Origin of the sequence: Micromonospora salmantinae (genome assembly GCF_022230905.1) — a bacterium.
GTDB lineage: Bacteria > Actinomycetota > Actinomycetes > Mycobacteriales > Micromonosporaceae > Micromonospora > Micromonospora salmantinae.
The window spans coordinates 88,149-107,647 of the sequence record NZ_JAKKFG010000040.1 but is presented as its reverse complement, the minus strand read 5'-3'; the positions used below and the strand labels follow the sequence as shown (position 1 = coordinate 107,647).

The window sequence follows — 19,499 nt, the reverse complement described above, 5'->3', positions numbered from 1 at the left end:
CTGAGCCGACCCTGCGGCGACGCTCAGGTGCACTCGCCGGTGGCGACCTGCCGGTTGCGTTCGGCACCGGCCAACGCCACCGGGCGGGCCTCGGCCGCCGTCACGGCGAAGCCGGTGTTCGGGTCGTCGGACGCCGCCGCGAAGATCACGCCGAGCACCAGGCCGTTGGCGGAGAGCAGCGGACCTCCCGAGTTGCCGCTGCGCACCAGCGCCCGGATCGTGTAGATCTCCCGGGTCACCTCGGTGGACGAGTAGATGTCCGGGCCCTTGATCCGGTCGACGTCGCGGACCCGCGCCGACTGCGCGTTGTACGGGCCGTCGAGCGGGAAGCCGAGCACGATGGCGTCGGAGCCACTGCCCGCGTTGCCGGCGGCGAACCGCAGGGACGGCCCGGGCAGCCCGGGCACGAGCAGCACCGCGAGGTCCCGGTTCGGGTCGTAGACCACCACCTTGCCGTCGTACCGCTCACCGCCCAGCTCCACGGCTACCGAGCGGGTGCCGGCGACGACGTGCGCGTTGGTCATCACCCGGTCGTCCGCGTACACGAAGCCGGAACCCTCGATCCGGCGTGAGCAGCTGGGCGCGGAGCCGAGCACCTTCACGACCGACTGCTGACCGTTGACCACCACCTGCGAGCCGGCCAGTGCCGGGTCCGGTGGGTCGACCTGCCGGGCCCGGGTGGGCGCGAGGTCACCGAAGACGTCCGGGAACCCGTCGGTGTCGACGGTGTCCTCCAGCGCCGTGGAAAGCTGTTGGGCCCGCTCCGGCAGGACCTGGTTGACCACCGTGATCAACGCGCTGTTGCGGACCGAGGCGGCGAGCCAGGGCACCGAGGACGAGCCGAGCGGCACCGCGACCAGCCAGGCGAGCAGGAGCACCGCGAACAGCGAGACGAGCGCCCCACCGACGTCGTCTGCCCGTTTGCCCACGTCGCTGGTGATCGTCTTACGCAGGTGCGAGCCGAGCCAACCGGCGAGTGCCTGCCCGACCACCGCCAGCCCGAAGATGGCCACCAGCGAGATCAACACACGGGTGCCGGCGTCCACGAACTGTCTGGCGAACAGCGGCCCGAGCTGGAGACCCAGCAGCAGCCCCAGGAAGAAGCCGGACAACGACGTGACGCCGATGACGAAACCCTGGCGGTATCCGCTGATCGCGAACACGAGCATGAGCAGCAGCAGGACGAGATCCACGACGGACACGGGTCAAGCGTACGGGCAGTGTGCCCACCGGATGACCATCGCTTGCGGATGGTGACCGTGCGTTCAGCGCAGGGCGTTCTCGTCTGCCTCGTCGGTGCCGGCGGACGGGGCCGGTGTCGCCCCGGTCGGCGGAAGCTCCACCACCCGGCCGCGCGGCCACGGACGGGCCCAGCCGCCCATCTCGAGCAGGGTGGCGAGCACCCCGGCGGTGAAGCCCCAGACGAGCATCCCGCGAGCCGAGAACGCCGGCCCGATCCAGCCGCTCGGGTGCCGGACCCGCAGTCGGTTGGCCGGATCGACCAGCTCGCTGACCGGCAGGCGGGCGACGTGTGCCACCTCGGCCGGCTCCCGTGGGTGCACCGGGTGCGGGTCGTGCCACCAGGCCAGCACCGGCGTGACCACGAAGTCGCTGACCGGGATCCACAGTTTCGGCAGCTCGGCCAGCACTGTCACGCTGGCCGGGTCGAGGCCCACCTCTTCGTTCGCCTCGCGCAGGGCGGTGGCGCGGACGTCGGCGTCCTCCGGGTCTGCCGCACCCCCGGGAAAGGCGGGCTGGCCGGCGTGGTTGCGCAGGGTGGCGGCGCGTTGCAGGACCAGCACGTCGGGACCCGCGCCGGGCTGCTCGCCGAGCAGGACCAGCACGGCGCTCTCCCGACCGCCCTCGGCCGGCGTGGTCAGCCGGGTGAAGTCCTCGGCGCGGGCGGTGCCCAGCCGGGTCAGCAACGGATCGATCCATTCGGGGGGCCGACGGGTCACGCCGGCACCGCCAGACCGAGGTGCTGGCGGACCAGCTTGGCGAGCTTGGTGTCGTCGAGAGCGCCGCTGGCGTCGATGTGCCGGACCTGACCGTCGGCGTCGACGAAAATGGTCAGCGGAATGGCGTTGCGCTTCAGCTCGCGCTGCAGCGCCTCGCCCTGGTCCACCAGGATCGGGAACCGGACGCCGAAGTCCTCACCGATGGACTGGGCACCGCCCCGGCTGTCCCGACTGTTGACCCCGACCACCTGGAGCTGACCGGCGGCCCGCTCGCTGAGGCGCTGGAAGGCGGGCAGCTCCTTGCGGCACGGCGGGCACCAGGAAGCCCACACGTTGATCACCGCCGGTCCGGCCACCTCCCGGAGCACGACGGGGGCACCCCCGGTGAAGCAGGAGAGCGTCAGCTCCGGCAGCGCCGACCCGCCAGTGGCGCGGGCCGTCGGGCCGGACGTTCCGGAGGCCGTCGGGCCCGAGCCGGGCGACGCGGGGGTAGCCGTTGCGGGGGTCGCCGTGCCGGAGCCGGGCGACGTTGCCGTGGGCGCCGTGCTCAGCGTGGCGCAGTCGCGGAACGGGGATGGTCGCTCGGCGGCGGCCGGGCGGGGAGCCGGCTCGTCGTCGGCCGTGCCGCTGGTGCAACCGGTGACCGCCAGCAGCAGCGGCAGGACGGCGAGGGCGAGGCGGCGGTTCACGGCACCTCCGCCGTGATCGCCTGCGCCGGCACCAACTCCGGGTCGACCCCGGCAGCCACCGCGAGGTCGCGCGCCCGAGGGCCCTTGAGCAGCTTGGCGGCGGCCGCCGGCTCGGTCGGGCCGGTGCCGTACGAAGGGCAGAGCTTGGCGAGCGTGCAGGCGCCGCAGGCCGGCTTGCGGGCGTGGCAGACCCGTCGCCCGTGGAAGATGATCCGGTGCGAGAGCATGGTCCAGTCGCGCTTGTCGTACAGCGCGCCGATCGCGTGCTCGATCTTGACCGGGTCGGTCTCGGTGGTCAGCCGCCACCGGTGGACCAGTCGCTGGAAGTGCGTGTCGACTGTGATGCCCGGGACGTCGAAGGCGTTGCCGAGGATCACGTTGGCGGTCTTGCGGCCGATGCCGGGGAGCGTCACCAGGTCGACGAGCTTGCCCGGGACCTGGCCGTCGTACCGGTCGAGGAGGGCTTGACCGAGCTTGAGCAGTGAGTCGGTCTTGTTGCGGTAGAAGCCGGTGGGCCGGATCAGCTCCTCCATCTCGCCCCGGTCGGCGCCGGCGTACGCGGCAGCGCTCGGGTAGCGGGCGAAGAGCTTCGGGGTGACCTCGTTGACCTTCTTGTCCGTGCACTGCGCGGACAGGATCGTGGCGACGGCCAGCTCCAGAGCGTTGGAGTGGTCCAGCTCACAATGCGCGTCGGGATGCGTCTCGGCCAGCACCCGGCCGATCTTGCGGGCACGGCGTTTGCGCCCGAGATCGGTCTCGCTGGCACCGGGAGGGCTACTGGTCACGACGGTCAGCCTACGTCGCACCCCGGACGCTCCCCGTCGGGTCAGCCGGCGGTCGGCGGCGAGATCTTTCCCTGCCCGTCGAGGCGAGCACCGCCCTTCGGGAAGTCGGTGCGGCTCAACTCGGTGACCAGGCCCAGACCCCGGTCGTCCGGGTCCATGGTCGGCTTGCCGGCGGAGTTCATGTACGTGGAGGTGAACGAGCCGCCGGCCCAGCTGCCGTCCGGCTTGAGCGACACCTTCAGCACCCCGCCCCAGCCGAGGCGGCCGTCGTTGCTCAGCGAGTTGCCGCCGCCGGCGAAGTTGCCCAGGCTGTACGCGATCAGGCGCCCCTTGTAGAACTCCATCCCGCGCAACACGTGCGGGCCGTGCCCGACGATCAGGTCGGCGCCAGCGTCGATCATGGCGTGCGAGAACTTCACCGGGTCGCCCCGGTTCTCGCCCAGGAACATCTCGGTGCCCGGCTTCACCCGGGTCTTGTCGGCGCCCTCACCACCCATGTGCACCTGCACCACTACCAGGTCGGCCATGGTGGCGGCCTTGGCGACCACCGCCTTCGCCTTGTCGATGTCGACGAGGCTGTTGGACCAGACGTACGACGAGAAGCCGGCGACGGCGACCTTGACGCCCTTGACGTCGACCACCGTGATCTCGTTCGGTGCGCCGGTGTGCTCCAGGTCGTACTTCTTCAGCGCCTTCTGGGTGTTCTCGTAGCCCTTGGGCCCGTAGTCGTAGCCATGGTTGTTGGCCTGGTTGAGCAGGTCGAAGCCCGCGTCGCGCAGGTGGGCGGCGTACTCCGGCGGGGCGCGGAACTGGAAGCAGCGGGTGGAGTTCGCCCCGCACTTGCCGGTGCCGGTGTCGACGGTCAGCGGCTCCTCCAGGTTGCCCATCACCAGGTCGGCCTTGAGCGCCTCGGTGACCGAGTTGAAGAAGCCCTTCCCGCCGGCTGTGGGCAGCCGACTGGGCGCGTTGCCCATGATGATGTCGCCGGTGGCGGAGAGCGAGATCGCGCCACCCTGACCGGACGATGCGGGCCCGGTGGCCTTCGGGCCGGCCGTGGAGACCGGCGCGCCGGTGCCACCACCTCCCGCGCCGGGCTGCCAGACGGGTGCCTCACCACCGGGGTCGGCGCAGCCGGCCACGAGGAGGGCGGCCAGCAGCGCGGCGAGGCCGAGGGCGACGCGGCGGCGCGGGCGGGACGCGAGGGGGGCGGGAGCGTACATCGCCCGCGACCCTACCGGTCGTTAAACGCGCCGACGACAGCCGATCGGTTGGACTTTGCGCCGCTGAGCTGGTCGGACCACGGCACGACCGGCCGGGAACCACCGGCGAGCACCGCCGCGTGCACCGCTCGGGCGAGGGGGGCACCCCAGGTGGAACGCGGCCCGCCGTACGCGGCCTCGGGCCCGTCCACCGGGCAGAGCACTGTGACCGCGTCGGTGGGTGTGCCGGTCCCCGGCATTCCCAGCTCGGTGATCGCCTGGGTCTTCGCCTCGGTCGCGGTGGCCACAGCGTTGACCAGCGCCGAGTCGGCGAGCCGGGCAGGCACGTAAACAACGATGTTGACGGTGCCGACGCGTGGGGTGAGCGCGGCCGGCGTCGGAGCGGCCGCGGGCACCGGCGTGCCGAGCCCGACCGTCGCCCAGGCCCGCACCCCGGCGTCGGTTCGCGCCACCACCTCGGCCACATCGACGCCGGTCAGCAGACCAATTCCGGGCCCGTCGAGGGCCAGCTCGGCGGCGAGCGAGGCCAGGTGGGCCGCGGGGTCCTCCCGGTCGTACGACATCGGCACTGTCGCGTTCAACACCCACCGCCGGACCCCGATGCCACCGCCCAGCGGGGCACTGCTGACCGCCCGCAGAGGCACGTCCGCGCGCCAGACGAGCAGCGGGACGTGCCGCCCGTCCTCGGCGCGGCTGGTCAGAGTCGGCTCGCTTAGCACGTCGGGCAGGTTACGCCCACCGATCAAGATTCCAGGGGCGACCTCTGATTCATGCTCACGTGCGCCTAGACTTGGCGGCGCGCGAGGGGATCAGCGGACGGCGGCCCCGGCCGACGGACGGCACGCGCAACCGGAGGTGCGCAATGGACGAGGTACTGGCCCGCAGCGGGATCTTCCAGGGTGTTGACCCGGAAGCTGCCGAGGCGCTCGCCAAGGAGATGGAGACGATCGAGGTCCGCAAGGGCGAGATCGTTTTCAATGAGGGCGAGCCCGGTGACAGCCTCTACATCCTGCTGTCCGGGAAGATCAAGGTTGGTCGCCGCGCAGCGGACGGCCGACAGAACCTGATCGCGGTGATGGGGCCGTCGGACATGGTCGGTGAGCTGTCGCTCTTCGACCCGGGTCCGCGTACGGCGACCGCCACCGCGGTGACCGACACCCGGCTGGTGCGGCTGCGTAAGCAGGCGCTGCGGCCGTGGCTCAACAACCGCCCGGAGATCGCCGAGCAGTTGCTGCGGGTGCTCGCCCGGCGGCTGCGCCGGACCAACGACTCGCTCGCCGACCTGATCTTCACGGACGTGCCGGGCCGGGTCGCCAAGAACCTGCTCCAGATGGCGGGCCGCTTCGGCACCCGCGACGGCGGCGTTCTGCGGGTGACCCACGACCTCACCCAGGAGGAGATCGCCCAGCTCGTCGGTGCCTCCCGGGAGACCGTCAACAAGGCGCTGGCCGACTTCGCCTCGCGCGGCTGGTTGCGGTTGGACGGCAAGAGCATCATCATCCTGGACCCGGAGCGCCTGGCCCGTCGCGCCCGCGTCTGAGCAGCACCCGAACGTCCCCGCCCGCCGTCACCGACGGTGGGCGGGGACGTTTGCCGTCTGCCTGACGCAGAATCGCTGGCCTGGAGGCGGTGCCGGCGGTGAGGGTGGGGCCATGGCGAACCGAGTGGCGGTGCTCTCCGACATCCATGGTGTCCTGCCGGCGCTGGAGGCCGTACTGGCCGAGCCGGACGTCGCCGCCGCCGATCTGATCGTGCTCACCGGTGACATCGCCGCGGGCCCGCAGCCGGTCGAGGTGCTGGACGTGCTCGCCGGCCTGGGCGACCGGGTGTGCTGGGTAGGCGGCAATGCCGACCGCGAGCTGGTCGAGAGCCGGGCCGGCCGCCCGGCGTCGATCGAAGTGTCGGACTGGGCCGCCGGGCAGCTGCGCGGCGACCAGGTGGCCCGGCTCGCCGCGTTGCCGGCGACGGCGACGCTGGAGATCGACGGCCTCGGGCCGACGGTGTTCTGCCACGCCACCCCCCGCGATGACGAGGAGGTGGTGCTCGTCGACTCCCGGATGGCGCGCTGGGCGGAGGTGTTCGACGGTCTGCCCGCCGAGGTTTCCACGGTGGTCTGCGGCCACACGCACATGCCCTTCACCCGGCTTGTCGACCGGCGTCTGGTGGTCAACCCGGGCAGCATCGGCATGCCGTACGGGGGCGCGGGCGCGTGGTGGGCGCTGCTCGGGCCGGGCGTCCAACTGCGCCGCACCGCCTTCGACGTGGACGCGGCCTGCGCCCGGGTGGCGGCCGAGTCGGCCTTCCCCGACGCCGCCGCCTGGGCCGACGAGTACCTGCGCTCCCAGCACAGCGACGTCGACGCGCTGACCGCCTTCGGCCCCCGCGACGGGCGCTGAACCCTACGTCCGGCAGCGGACCGGCCAGGGACGGCAGGATAGGGCAGTGCCGAAGAACCCGTCCGAGTCCGTGCAGCAACCTCACCCGCCGGCCGGTTCCGGCCCGATCCGAGTGTCAGCGGGGCTCGTGCTCCTCGTCGGCGCGCCGGCCTCCGGCAAGACCAGCTTCCTGCGGGCACTGATCGCGCTCGGCCAGATCGACCAGGATGCCGTGGTCTCCAGCGACGAGATCCGCGCGGAGTTCTTCGGCACCTCACCCACCGACGTGAACTCCGACGGGGCGGACGCTCGAGTCTTCGAGGAACGCGACTGCAGGATCGTCGCCCGGCTCGCCGCCGGGCGCAGCGCGGTCGCGGAGTCAACGAACGTCACGCCGCAGGCGCGCGCTCGACTCATCGCCATCGCCAGACGCTTCGACGCCCCGGTGACCATGCTGCGATTCAATCCGGACGTCGCCGACCTCCTTCACCAGTACACCGAGCGAGGCCGCACCGACGTCACCGCCGCGGACGTCCGCGCTTACGCCGCTGCCATGGCCCGGCACGCCGACGCAGACCAACTGCGGTTCGAGGGCGCGGACGCCGTCCACGACGTCCCCGGGCGCCGGGAGGGCGCCACGCCCGCCAAGGCTGCGGCGCACTTCTCATTCACCTGGCACCCGACGCCTCCAGACTCACCTTCCCCCGGCCCCCACGAACGTCCGCAGAGCAGCACCAGCTGCCTGTAGAGCTGCCCAGATATGGACCATCCCGGTCAGACCAGCCTGGCCGGGCCGCTCCCCAGCCGTGCCGCCCCCTGACGAGGCCGCTCCGTCCCACCGCTCCGCTCCGGTGGATCATGGAGTTATGGTGCCCGTTACAAGCAATTAAACGGCTTTTGGCAACCCCCACAACTGCATGATCGACCCGGGGAGCCGGGGGACCCCTGCGCGCGCCTACGGCTCGAGAAAAAGTCAGTCTTGACTGTTTGTTTATTAGGCAGGAGGCTGTCCCCGTGCCCACCTCATCGACGCGTGTCCCTCAGCAGGAACGCAGCCGCGCCACCCAGGCCCGGCTGCTGGAGGCGACCGTCGACTGTCTGATCGAGCACGGCTGGTCCGGCACCACGACAACAGTCGTCGCGGCGCGGGCCGGTGTTTCGCGGGGGGCACAGCTGCACCACTACCCGACGAAGGCGGCGCTGGTGACGGCCGCCGTGGCCCATCTGGCCGAGCGCCGGGCCGACGAGTTGCGCACCGAGGCCGAGGCGCTGCCGGCCGGCCCGCAGCGGTTGGACCGGGTCGTCGACCTGCTCGCCGTGGCGTTCACCGGGCCGCTGTTCGTGGCCGCGCTGGAGCTCTGGGTCGCCGCCCGCACCGATCGGGAGCTGCGAGACGCCCTGGTGCCGCTGGAGGCGACTGTCGGGCGGGAGATGCACCGGCTCACCGTCGCCCTGCTCGGTGTCGACGAGCGTCGACCCGGTGTCCGCGAAGCGGTGCAGGCCACGCTCGATCTGCTCCGTGGGCTCGGGGTGGCCAACCTGCTCAGCGACGACTCCGCCCGTCGGACCGCCCTGTTGACCACCTGGAAGCGCCAGCTCGCCACCCTGCTCACGCCCTGACCGCCGGCCGCACCGGCCACCACCGACCGGAGGCACCATGGTCGACCTCAGCGACCTGCTCACGGACCTGGCCGACGAGTCCGCCCAATTGGACGCCCTGGTGGCGGCACTGCCCGTGACCGACTGGGCGAGGCCGACCCCCGCGCCGGGCTGGAGCGTCGGGCATCAGATCGCCCACCTCGCCTGGACCGACCACGTCGCGCTGTTGGCCGCGACCGACCCCGAGGCGTTCTACGCGACTGTCACCGCCGCGCCGGACGTGACCCGACTCGTCGACGTCGGAGCCGAGGAGTTCCTCGCCCCGCCGGCCGAGCTGCTCGCCCGCTGGCGGGCCGGGCGCACCGCGCTCGTCGACGCGCTGGCCGCCGTTCCGGCCGGCGGCAAACTGCCCTGGTACGGCACCCGGATGTCGGCCACCTCGATGGCCACCGCCCGGATCATGGAGACCTGGGCGCACGGCGTGGACGTGGCCGACGCCCTCGACGTGGTCCGCCCCGACAGCGACCGACTCCGGCACGTGGCGCACCTGGGCGTGCGTACCCTCGGGCACGGTTTCACCGCGCACGGCCGGGAGGCACCGACGGCGCCGGTGCGGGTCGAGCTGGTCGGGCCGGGCGGGGGTGCCTGGAGCTGGGGTCCGGCGGACGCCGCCGACCGGGTCACCGGCCCGGCTCGGGACTTCTGCCTGCTGGTCACCCAGCGCCGACACCGCGCGGACCTCGCTCTGGTCGCCACCGGGTCGGTCGCCGACGAGTGGCTCGACGTGGCGCAGGCCTTCGCCGGGCCGCCGGGTGACGGCCGGCAGCCGGCCGGCCGGATCGGGGTACGGGCATGATCCGCATCGGCAACGCCTCCGGCTTCTACGGCGACCGGTTCACCGCCTGGCGGGAGATGCTCGACGGTGGTGAGCTGGACGTGCTGACCGGCGACTACCTCGCCGAGTTGACCATGCTGATCCTTGCCCGGGACCGTATGCGCGACCCCGGCCTGGGCTACGCGAAGACGTTCCTGCGGCAACTGGAGACCTGCCTCGGCACCGCCCTCGACCGAGGAGTGCGGATCGTGACGAACGCCGGCGGGTTGAACCCGGCCGGCCTGGCCGCCGCCATCGAGAAGCTCGCCGACCGGCTCGGCCTGCCGACACAGGTCGGGTATGTCGAGGGCGACACGGTCCAGCGACCGGATGCGTTGAGCGCCAACGCCTACCTCGGCGCGTTCGGGATCGCCGCCTGCCTCGACGCCGGTGCGCAGGTGGTGGTCACCGGGCGGGTCACCGACGCGTCGCTGGTGGTCGGCCCGGCCATCTCCCGGTACGGGTGGGGCCGCGACGACCTCGACGAGCTGGCCGGGGCCACCGTCGCGGGGCACCTCGTCGAGTGCGGCGCGCAGGTCACCGGCGGCAACTTCAGCTTCTTCACCGAGCTGCCCGACGGCGGTCATCGGCCCGGGTTCCCGATCGTCGAGGTGCACGCCGACGGTTCCTCGGTGGTCACCAAGCATCAGGGCACCGGCGGCGCTGTCACGGTGGAGACGGTCACCGCCCAACTGCTCTACGAGATCGGCGGGCCCGCGTACCTCGGGCCGGACGTGGTCACCCGACTGGACACGGTGACTCTGCGCCCCGACGGGGCGGACCGGGTCCGGGTCTCCGGTGTGCGGGGCACGCCGCCACCGTCCACGCTGAAGGTGGGCGTCAACAACCTCGGCGGCTTCCGCAACTCGATGACGTTCGTCCTGTGCGGGCTGGACATCGAGGCGAAGGCGGCACTGGTCCGGGGGCAGGTCGAGGAGGCGGTGGGCAAGGACGGGCTGGAGTTCACGCTGGCCCGGACCGACCACCCGGACGCCGTCGACACCGAGACGGCCAGCGCCCTGCTGCACGTACACCTGCGCGACGGCGACAAGGCGCGGGCCGGGCGGGCGTTCTCGGCCGCCGCTGTGGAGTTGGCCCTGGCCTCGTACCCGGGCTGCACGCTGACCACACTGCCCGGTGACGCGACACCGTACGGCGTCTTCACCGCCGACGCGGTGCCGCAGGACGCGGTGGCGCACGTCGCGGTGCTACCCGGTGGCGAGCGGGTGCCGATCGCCCCGCCGATCCGCACCGCGCCCACCTCGCAGGACGAGTCGGCCCCGGGTGGCGACGCGGCGATCGACGGCCCGACCCGGCGCGGGGCGCTCGGCGAGGTGGTCGGCGCACGCTCCGGGGACAAGGGCGGGGACGCCAACCTCGGTGTCTGGGCGCGTTCCGACGCCGGGTACGCGTGGCTGCGGACCTGGTTGACAGTCGAGCGGCTGGCCGAGCTGGTGCCGGAAACCGCGCCGCTGCCGGTGCGGCGCTACGAGTTGTCGAACCTGCGTGCTGTCAACTTCGTGATCGAGGGCCTGCTCGGCGCCGGGGTGGCCGCGTCCACCCGGTTCGACCCGCAGGCCAAGGCGCTCGGCGAGCTGCTGCGCGCCCGGATCGTCGACCTGCCGGCAGGAGTGGCGCGGTGAGCATCGTGGACACCCCGGAGCGCCGGCAACTACGCGAGCTGACCCGGGCGTTCGTGACCCGGGAGGTGTTGCCGCACCTGGACGACTGGGAGCGGGCCGGCGAGGTGCCCCGGGCGCTGCACGCGACCGCCGCGAAGCTCGGCCTGCTCGGCATCGGCTTCCCGGAGTCGGTCGGTGGCAGCGGCGGTGACCTGCTCGACTCGATCATCGTGACCGAGGAGCTGATCCGCTCCGGCGGCTCGTCCGGGCTGGTGGCGGCCCTGTTCACGCATGGAATCGCGTTGCCGCACATGGTCGCGGCGGCCGGCGCCCGTACCGGTGGCTCGTTGGGCGGTCGGCTCGGTGGCGTCTCGTCCCCGGGCGACGACAGTCTGATCGAGCGGTACGTGCGGCCCACGCTGTCCGGCACGATGATCGGCGCGCTGGCCATCACCGAGCCGGACGGCGGTTCGGACGTGGCCGGCATCCGTACGACCGCCCGCCGCGACGGCGACCACTACGTGGTGAACGGGTCGAAGACGTACATCACCAGCGGGCACCGGGCCGACTTCGTGACCACTGCGGTGTGTACCGACTTCCCTGGCAGCGGCGAACTCACCCTGCTGGTCATCGACAAGGGGTCGGCCGGGTTCACAGTCGGACGCCGGTTGGAGAAGCTGGGCTGGCACTGCTCGGACACCGCCGAGCTGTCCTTCGCGGACGTGCGGGTGCCGGTCGCCAACCGGATCGGCGCGGAGAACACCGGCTTCCTGGCGATCATGCAGCACTTCGCGGCGGAACGACTGTCCCTGGCGACCCAGGCGTACGCGACCGCGCAGCGCTGCGTCGAGTTGGCGGTGCGCTGGTGCCGGAACCGGGAGACCTTCGGGCGTCCGCTGGCCAGCCGGCAGCTCATCCGACACCGGTTGGCCGAGATGCACACCCGGGCCGAGGCGGCCCGGTCGTACGTGCACGGGGTCGCGGGTCGGGTGGTCGCCGGCGAGCCGGTGGTGACCGAGGTGGCGATGGCGAAGAACCTGGCGGTGGCCGCCTGCGACCACGTCGTCGACCAGGCGTTGCAGCTGCACGGCGGGTTCGGCTACCTGCGCGACGCCGAGGTGGAGCGGCACTACCGCGACGCGCGGATCCTCGGCATCGGCGGCGGCACCACCGAGATCATGAACGAGATCATCGCGAAGGGCATGGGCCTGTGACCACACTGGACAGCACGGTCGACCCGGCCGCACCCTCGTACCTGGCGAACCGGGCGGCGTTGCTGGAGCGGTTGACCGAGTTGGACGCCGCGCTGGACCAGGCGCGGGCGGGTGGTGGCGAGAAGTACGTGACCCGGCACCACGCGCGCGGCAAGCTGCTCCCCCGGGAGCGGATCGAGCTGCTGGTGGACGCCGACAGCCCGTTTCTGGAGTTGTCGCCGGTCGCCGCGTACGGCTCGGACTTCCCGGTCGGGGCCAGCGTGGTCACCGGCATCGGTGTGGTCGAGGGCGTGGAGTGCCTGATCGTCGCCAACGACCCGACGGTACGCGGCGGCGCTGTCAACCCGTGGTCGCTCGCCAAGACCCGGCGGGCCGGCGAGATCGCCCTGGCCAACCGGCTGCCCATGGTCAATCTGGTGGAGTCCGCCGGGGCGGACCTGCCCACCCAGGCGGAGATCTTCATCCCCGGTGGTCGGGTGTTCCGTGATCTCACCCGGCTCTCGGCGGCCGGCATCCCCACTGTCAGCGTGGTCTTCGGCAACGCCACGGCCGGTGGCGCGTACGTGCCGGGGATGTCCGACCACGTGATCATGATTCGGGACCGGTCACAGGTCTACCTGGCCGGTCCGCCGCTGGTGAAGATGGCGACCGGCGAGGTCACCGACGACGAGTCGCTGGGTGGCGCGGCGATGCACGCCGGCACGTCCGGGCTGGCCGACTATCTGGCCGCCGACGAGCGGGACGGCATCCGGCTGGCCCGGCAGTGCGTCCGCCGGTTGAACTGGCGCAAGCAGGGCCCGTCGCGGCGGACGGCGGTGCCGCAGCCACCGAAGTACGACCCGGAGGAGTTGCTCGGCATCACCAGCGCCGACCTGAAGGTGCCGTTCGACCCACGGGAGGTGCTGGCCCGGATCCTGGACGGTAGCGACTTCGACGAGTTCAAGCCGGCGTACGGGGACGCGCTGGTCACCGGTTGGGGCGAGTTGCACGGGTACCCGGTGGGGGTGCTGGCGAACGCCCGAGGGGTGCTGTTCAGCGCGGAGGCGCAGAAGGCGGCCCAGTTCATCCAGCTCGCGAACGCCTCGGACACCCCGTTGATCTTCTTGCAGAACACCACCGGCTACATGGTGGGCACCGAGTACGAGCAGCGCGGCATCATCAAGCACGGCGCCCTGATGATCAACGCGGTGTCGAACTCGACGGTGCCGCACCTGACTGTGAACCTGGGCGCCTCCTACGGGGCGGGCAACTACGGCATGTGCGGCCGGGCGTACGAGCCGAGGTTCCTGTTCACCTGGCCGAACGCCAAGTCGGCGGTGATGGGCCCGGCTCAGCTCGCCGGGGTGCTGTCGATCGTGGCCCGGCAGGCGGCTGCCGCACGGGGGCGCGACTACGACGAGGACTCCGACGCGGCGATGCGTCTGATGGTCGAGCAGCAGATCGAGTCGCAGTCCGGCGCGCTGTTCCTCTCCGGCCGGCTCTACGACGACGGGGTGATCGACCCCCGGGACACCCGGACCGTCCTCGGGCTCTGCCTCTCGGCGATCCACAACGGACCGGTGAAGGGCGCCGACGGCTTCGGCGTCTTCCGGATGTAGAGGGGCCACTCATGATCAACAGACTGCTCGTGGCCAACCGGGGCGAGATCGCCCGTCGGGTCTTCGCCACCTGCCGCGCGATGGGCGTGGAGACGGTCGCCGTGCACTCGGACGCGGACGCCGACGCGCCGTTCGTGGCCGAGGCCGACCAGGCCGTACGCCTGCCGGGGAGTTCGCCGGCCGAGACGTACCTGCGGGTCGACCTGATCCTGGACGCGGCCCGGCGCAGCGGCGCGGACGCCGTCCACCCCGGCTACGGGTTCCTCGCGGAGAACGCCGAGTTCGCGGCGGCGGTGACCGACGCCGGTCTGACCTGGGTCGGCCCGCCGGCCAAGGTGATCGCCGCGATGGGCGACAAGCTGGCGGCGAAGGCGCTGCTCGCCGAGGCGGGCGTGCCGATGCTGCCGAGTTGGACCGACACCGACGAGATCGCGGACTTCCCGGTGCTGGTGAAGGCGTCCGCCGGCGGTGGTGGCCGGGGCATGCGGATCGTCCGGACCGCCGACGAACTGGCCGAGGCCGTCGCCTCCGCACGCCGCGAGGCGGCCGCCGCGTTCGGCGACGGCACTGTCTTCATCGAGCGGTACGTCGAACGCGGCCGGCACGTCGAGGTGCAGATCTTCGGTGATGCCCACGGTCGAGTGGTGGCCCTCGGTGACCGGGAGTGCTCGATCCAGCGCCGGCACCAGAAGATCGTCGAGGAGGCACCGGCGGTCGTTCCGGAGCGGGTGCGGGCGGCGTTGCACGAGGCCGCGGTGGCCGCCGGACGTGCTGTCGACTACCTGGGCGCGGGCACTGTGGAGTTCCTGCTCGCCCCGGGCGGTGAGGTCTTCTTCCTGGAGATGAACACCCGACTTCAGGTGGAGCATCCGGTCACCGAGCTGTGCACCGGGCTGGACCTGGTGGGGTTGCAACTGCTCGTCGCCGAGGGTGAGCCGCTACCGGCGGTCCTGCCGGCGAGCACCGGGCACGCGGTCGAGGTACGACTCTGCGCCGAGGACGCGGCGGCGGGTTGGCGGCCGGCCACCGGGACCCTGCACCGGTTCAGCGTCGGCGCGGTGGCGGCCGAGTTCGGTGGGCTGGCCGGGCCGGGTCTGCGGCTCGACTCGGGTGTGGTGGCCGGCTCGGTGGTCGGGGTGCACTACGACTCGATGCTCGCGAAGCTGATCGCCTGGGGTCGTACCCGCGCGGAGGCGACCCGGTTGTTGGCCGGCGCGCTGGCCCGGGCCGAGCTGCACGGGGTGACCACCAACCGGGACCTGCTGGTCCAGGTGCTGCGCAGCCCCGCGTTCGCCGCCGTGGAGATCGACACGGGTTTCCTGGACCGGCACCCGGAGGTCTTCGCCCCGCTGCTCCCCGCCGACCGGCTGCCGATCACCGCTCTCGCCGCCACGCTGGCGGGTGCCGCGCACCGCAGGGCGACCGCACCGGTGCTGGGCGGGCTCCCCTCCGGTTGGCGCAACGTGCCCGCCGTTCCCCAGACCACAGGCTTCGTCGGGCCGGACGGCGACGAGATCGAGATCCGCTACCGGTTGGACCGGACCGGCCGGCTCGCCGACTGGTCCCGCACGTCGGCGGCCGAGGAGTCCGCCGAGCGGCCGACGGCACCCACAGTGGCGCTGGTCGAGGCCACCCCGGACCGGGTGGTGCTCGACGTCGACGGGGTTCGGCGCGCGTACCGCGTACACCGGGTGGGGTCGGCTGTCTTCGTGGACGGGCCGGACGGGGCGGCGAGCCTGGCCGAGCTGCCGCGTCTCCCGCTGCCCACCGCGGCGGTGGCGGCCGGGTCGCTGCTCGCGCCGCTGCCCGGCGTGGTGACCCGGGTGCACGTCCAGGTCGGCCAACGGGTCGCGGCCGGCGATCCGCTGCTCACGCTGGAAGCGATGAAGCTGGAACATCCAGTGCTCGCCCCGATCGACGGCGTGGTCGCCGAGCTGCCGGTGCCGACCGGCGGTCAGGTGCAGACGGGCGCCGTGTTGGCCGTTGTCGACGAAAAGGACCCCCGATGACCTTCGACCTCACCCCCGAGCAGGACCAACTGCGCGACGCCGTACGGGCGCTCGGCCGCCGGTACGGTCACTCCTACTTCGTCGAGAAGGCGAGGGCCGGCGAACACACCACCGAACTGTGGGCGGAGGCCGGACGGCTCGGCTACCTGGGGGTCAACATCCCCACCGAGTACGGCGGCGGGGGCGGCGGCATCACCGAGCTGGCCATCGTCTGCGAGGAGTTGGCGGCGGCGGGCTGCCCGTTGCTGCTGCTGGTGGTCTCCCCCGCCATCGCGGCGACAGTGCTCAGTCGGCACGGCACCGAGGAGCAGCGCAAGCGGCACCTGCCGGGCCTCGCCGACGGCTCCCAGAAGATCGTTTTCGCGATCACCGAGCCGGAGGCCGGTTCCAATTTCCACCGACTCGGCACTGTGGCTCGCCGCGACGGCGACGGCTGGCTGCTGAACGGCCGCAAGTGCTACATCTCCGGAGTCGACGAGGCCGGTCACGTGCTGGTGGTGGCCCGTGTCGCCGTCGATGACGGCCCAGCCGGTTCAGCGGATGCGTCTCCGCAGAAGCTCAAGCCGGCGCTGTTCCTGGTGCCGACCGACGCGGCCGGGCTGACCCGGTCCAAGCTGGACATGGAGATCGTGTCCCCGGAGAACCAGTTCCTGCTCTACCTGGACGACGTGCGGGTGCCCGCCGACGCGCTGCTCGGTGAGTCGCTGGACGCCGGGCTACCGGCGCTCTTCGCCGGGCTCAACCCGGAGCGGATCACTGTGGCCGCGATGGGCGCCGGCACCGGCCGGTACGCCATCGAGCGGGCCAGTGAGTACACCGTCACCCGCAAGGTCTGGGGTGGTCGGAGCATCGGCTCCCACCAGGGGGTGTCGCATCCGCTGGCACACGCGGCGGTGCAGGTGGAACTGGCCCGCCTCATGATCCAGAAGGCGGCCACCCTGTACGACGCCGGTCGCGACCTGGAGGCCGGGGTGGCCGGCAACATGGCCAAGTACGCCTCCGGGGAGGCCGCCGCGCTCGCCGTGGACACCGCCGTGCAGGTGCTCGGCGGGGCCGGCATGACCACCGAGTACGGGGTGGCGACCCTGCTCGGCGCCGTCCGGGCCGGCCGGATCGCCCCGGTCAGCCGCGAGATGATCCTCAACTTCGTGGCCCAACACGTCCTCGGCCAGGACAAGTCGTACTGACGCCCGCCCCGGCTGCCCGCCCCGCGCCCGGCGTTGCGTGATCGACTCGGTTTTCTTGAACTCGCGGTGTCCGAGGACCAGCGATGCCCCGACTTCCTGAGAACCGAGTCGATCAGCCACGGGCCGACGCCGGTGGGGCCGTCAGGCCGGGGTACGGCAGGCGGCGTCGATGCGGTGGACCGGGCGAACCCGACGGCCCATGCCCTCCAACAGTGAATCCTCGACGTGGAAATCGTGAATGCGCAGTTGGTGGCGGGGCAACTCCTCCTCGCTCGGGCAGAGCACCTGGGCGCGGACCAGACCGACCGGGACGTACCGGACGCCGCCCCGTTCCTGAAGAATCACCATGTTGACGTCGTCGGTGGTGACCACGTGCCCGCGTACGTCCTCGGTGGGCCCGCTCTCCGGGCCCACCGTGGTGACGGTCAGCGGCAACACCGGTGTGGTGATCACCGGCACGGCGGCCCAGATCAGGGTGGCCAGCACCGCCACCTCGGTCACCGACGCCAGCGGCCGGATCACCATGCCCGGCAACGGCCCCGCGACGAACAGCGCCAGCAGCGGGGGCACCACGATGAGCGCCAGCACCAGCCACTCGTCGCCCTGCCGCCTCGCGTCGCGCATCGTGGGCAGCATCAGCCAGCCGTACCCGGCGAGCAGCGCGCCCATCAGCAGCACCCGAGGCACTACCCGTTCGTGCAGCCGCGCCGGACGCAGTTGGAACGCGGCCACGAACGCCGGCAACAGCAACGGCAGATAGAGCAACGGCCAGGTGATCAGGGCGAGCAGGAAGCTGGCCAGCACCACCCAGGCCGGTGTGATGTCGGCCCAGCGAGCGAAGAGCGGGCGGCGGCGGGTGCCCGGCGGAAGTCGATCCGCGCTGACGGCCAGCACCGCGCCGAGCGCGAAGACCGCGACCAGCCCGGTGGAGAGCAGCCGGGCCGCGGTGGTCAGGAAACCGGCGAGCAGGTTGACCGGCCCGACGTTGGCCACCAGCAGCAGCGTGGTCTGCAGCTCACCGCCGGCCTCCACGCCGAGGCGGAGCACCGAGAAGATCGCTGGTACGCCCACCACGGCCGTCCAGAACGACTGGCTGGCGCGGGCGCGCCGCTCCGCCGGATCCCAGCGGACCCGTCCCGGCTCGACGTCGGCGACGATCGGGTCGGCCGGTTCGGCGACCGGCACTCCGGCCGGCCAGGCAATGTCACCTTCCGCGCCGGTCGCTGGCCGATCGACGGCCGGCGGTGCTGCGGCCGTACCGTCGATCGCCGGCGCCTCGTCGCCGTGGGGCACTGACGTGCGGGGCGGCGGGACCGGGCCGTCGCCGCTGGTGGCGGTCGGTGCCGCGCTCACTTCGCGGGCGCCTTGTCGTCGAAGTCGACAAGCTTCGGCACCTCCAGCGGCTGCGGCTGGCGCTTCTCGGCCTTCAGCCAGGGGCCCAGGGTCCGGTTGTACGCGGTCTGCCACGGGCTGGCATCTCCGTCGCGGCCCTGCACGTAGCTCTTCTGCAGGAAGAACGCGACCAGGTCGCGCAGCGCGGGATCACCGATCGGCACGCCGACGCCCAGCAACTCGCTGGTGCCGAACGGCATGTCCACGATCTCGAACTCCTTGGGGAAGCTGGCCAGGAAACCGGCGAGGATCGACTCGTCGGAGCTGACCGCGTCGTACCGGCCCTTGCGGATGCCATCGACGCAGTCGCCGACGTCCTTGACCACGAACGTCTTGACCTGGTGCTTCTCCAACTCGGCCTCGGTGGTGGAGCCGCCGCTGGTACAGACCTTGTACGCCGGGTCGCGCAGATCCTCAATGGTGCGGATCTTGTCCTTGAGTCGAACCGGCACCATCACCTCCTGCGTGGTGACGAAGTACGGCCCGGCGAAGCTGACCAACTGCTTGCGGTCTTCCGTCATGGAGAAGCTGGAGACCACCAGGTCGACGGTGCCACCCTGCAGCGACGGGATGCGGTCCTCGGTGGCGACCGACACGAACTCCAGCCGCTGTTCCCCCTCGTAGCCGAGGGAGGCCGCGACGTACCGGGCGATCTCGACGTCGAACCCGACGTGCTGGCCGTTCCGCAACTCACCCATCAGCGGCTCGTTGGTGGCGACACCGATCCGGAGCTTCGACTGACCGTAGATGTGCGTCTCGCGCATCTTTTCCTGCACGGAGGGCAGGTCCGGTTCCTTCCGGCTGTCGCAACCGGCCGCGGCGGCGAGCACGAGAGTGAGAGCGACCGCCAGCGTCGACGCGATCGAGCGGAGCCGGGACTGCGAACTGCCTGAGTTCATGGGCGACCTCGCTACCGGAAGGGCCTGCGGAACACCGAGAGTAGCCGTTCTTGTCCAATCCGTGTGGGCGCGGTGGAC

The 19,499-nt window shown here is 72.0% G+C and carries 18 protein-coding genes; 10 read left to right on the top strand and 8 right to left on the bottom strand.

Translation table 11 applies throughout. From position 1 onward, the window contains the following. Window positions 1-23: 23 nt before the first annotated feature. From PSH03_RS23325 to PSH03_RS23300, 6 genes are all read right to left on the bottom strand, one after another. Complete coding sequence (locus tag PSH03_RS23325) at window positions 24-1,202, bottom strand: MarP family serine protease (RefSeq protein ID WP_210780797.1); 1,179 nt, start codon at window positions 1,200-1,202, stop codon at window positions 24-26. A gap of 63 nt (window positions 1,203-1,265) precedes the next feature. Beyond that, entirely contained in the window at window positions 1,266-1,958 is a 693-nt protein-coding gene (locus PSH03_RS23320) for an NUDIX hydrolase (RefSeq protein ID WP_210780796.1), read from the bottom strand. Next, window positions 1,955-2,647, bottom strand: coding sequence for a TlpA family protein disulfide reductase (locus PSH03_RS23315; RefSeq protein WP_238690413.1), 693 nt, complete (start codon window positions 2,645-2,647; stop codon window positions 1,955-1,957). Before PSH03_RS23315 ends, PSH03_RS23320 begins: the two co-directional genes overlap by 4 nt. Then, window positions 2,644-3,432 carry an endonuclease III gene (nth, locus tag PSH03_RS23310; protein ID WP_308194394.1) on the bottom strand — a complete coding sequence of 263 codons (789 nt, stop codon included), beginning with the start codon at window positions 3,430-3,432 and terminating at the stop codon, window positions 2,644-2,646. The genes PSH03_RS23315 and nth overlap by 4 nt, the downstream gene beginning before the upstream one ends. A 41-nt stretch (window positions 3,433-3,473) precedes the next feature. Continuing rightward, on the bottom strand, window positions 3,474-4,652 hold the full coding sequence (locus PSH03_RS23305; protein ID WP_210780793.1) for a CapA family protein: 1,179 nt from the start codon (window positions 4,650-4,652) through the stop codon (window positions 3,474-3,476). A gap of 11 nt (window positions 4,653-4,663) precedes the next feature. Continuing rightward, window positions 4,664-5,371 carry an adenosylcobinamide amidohydrolase gene (locus tag PSH03_RS23300; protein ID WP_210780792.1) on the bottom strand — a complete coding sequence of 236 codons (708 nt, stop codon included), beginning with the start codon at window positions 5,369-5,371 and terminating at the stop codon, window positions 4,664-4,666. 143 nt (window positions 5,372-5,514) lie between these two features. On the opposite strand from PSH03_RS23300, the gene PSH03_RS23295 reads away from it, so the two are divergent. From PSH03_RS23295 to PSH03_RS23250, 10 genes are all read left to right on the top strand, one after another. Next, window positions 5,515-6,192: a Crp/Fnr family transcriptional regulator gene (locus PSH03_RS23295; RefSeq protein WP_007466162.1), complete on the top strand. Its 678-nt coding sequence runs from the start codon at window positions 5,515-5,517 to the stop codon at window positions 6,190-6,192. A 112-nt stretch (window positions 6,193-6,304) separates the two neighbouring features. Continuing rightward, window positions 6,305-7,048: a metallophosphoesterase family protein gene (locus tag PSH03_RS23290; protein ID WP_238690411.1), complete on the top strand. Its 744-nt coding sequence runs from the start codon at window positions 6,305-6,307 to the stop codon at window positions 7,046-7,048. A gap of 46 nt (window positions 7,049-7,094) precedes the next feature. Next, complete coding sequence (locus PSH03_RS23285) at window positions 7,095-7,775, top strand: ATP-binding protein (RefSeq protein WP_238690410.1); 681 nt, start codon at window positions 7,095-7,097, stop codon at window positions 7,773-7,775. A 266-nt stretch (window positions 7,776-8,041) separates the two neighbouring features. Continuing rightward, complete coding sequence (locus PSH03_RS23280; protein WP_238690409.1) at window positions 8,042-8,647, top strand: TetR/AcrR family transcriptional regulator; 606 nt, start codon at window positions 8,042-8,044, stop codon at window positions 8,645-8,647. A 37-nt stretch (window positions 8,648-8,684) separates the two neighbouring features. Continuing rightward, a complete protein-coding gene (locus PSH03_RS23275; RefSeq protein ID WP_238690408.1) occupies window positions 8,685-9,482 on the top strand; it encodes a TIGR03084 family metal-binding protein in 798 nt (265 codons plus the stop codon). After that, entirely contained in the window at window positions 9,479-11,143 is a 1,665-nt protein-coding gene (locus tag PSH03_RS23270) for an acyclic terpene utilization AtuA family protein (RefSeq protein ID WP_238690407.1), read from the top strand. The genes PSH03_RS23275 and PSH03_RS23270 overlap by 4 nt, the downstream gene beginning before the upstream one ends. Continuing rightward, window positions 11,140-12,336 carry an acyl-CoA dehydrogenase family protein gene (locus tag PSH03_RS23265; protein WP_238690406.1) on the top strand — a complete coding sequence of 399 codons (1,197 nt, stop codon included), beginning with the start codon at window positions 11,140-11,142 and terminating at the stop codon, window positions 12,334-12,336. Before PSH03_RS23270 ends, PSH03_RS23265 begins: the two co-directional genes overlap by 4 nt. Then, window positions 12,333-13,934, top strand: coding sequence for an acyl-CoA carboxylase subunit beta (locus PSH03_RS23260; protein ID WP_238690405.1), 1,602 nt, complete (start codon window positions 12,333-12,335; stop codon window positions 13,932-13,934). The genes PSH03_RS23265 and PSH03_RS23260 overlap by 4 nt, the downstream gene beginning before the upstream one ends. 11 nt (window positions 13,935-13,945) lie before the next feature. Beyond that, window positions 13,946-15,943, top strand: a complete 1,998-nt coding sequence (locus PSH03_RS23255; RefSeq protein ID WP_238690404.1) for an ATP-binding protein — start codon at window positions 13,946-13,948, stop codon at window positions 15,941-15,943. Then, the gene (locus PSH03_RS23250; RefSeq protein ID WP_210780784.1) at window positions 15,940-17,130 is read left to right on the top strand and encodes an acyl-CoA dehydrogenase family protein; all 1,191 of its coding nucleotides are present in this window, start codon (window positions 15,940-15,942) and stop codon (window positions 17,128-17,130) included. The genes PSH03_RS23255 and PSH03_RS23250 overlap by 4 nt, the downstream gene beginning before the upstream one ends. Before the next feature lie 141 nt (window positions 17,131-17,271). On the opposite strand, the gene PSH03_RS23245 is transcribed toward PSH03_RS23250, so the two are convergent. Beyond that, a complete protein-coding gene (locus PSH03_RS23245; RefSeq protein ID WP_238690403.1) occupies window positions 17,272-18,483 on the bottom strand; it encodes a hypothetical protein in 1,212 nt (403 codons plus the stop codon). After that, on the bottom strand, window positions 18,480-19,421 hold the full coding sequence (locus tag PSH03_RS23240) for a transporter substrate-binding domain-containing protein (protein WP_210780782.1): 942 nt from the start codon (window positions 19,419-19,421) through the stop codon (window positions 18,480-18,482). Before PSH03_RS23240 ends, PSH03_RS23245 begins: the two co-directional genes overlap by 4 nt. Window positions 19,422-19,499: the final 78 nt, after the last annotated feature.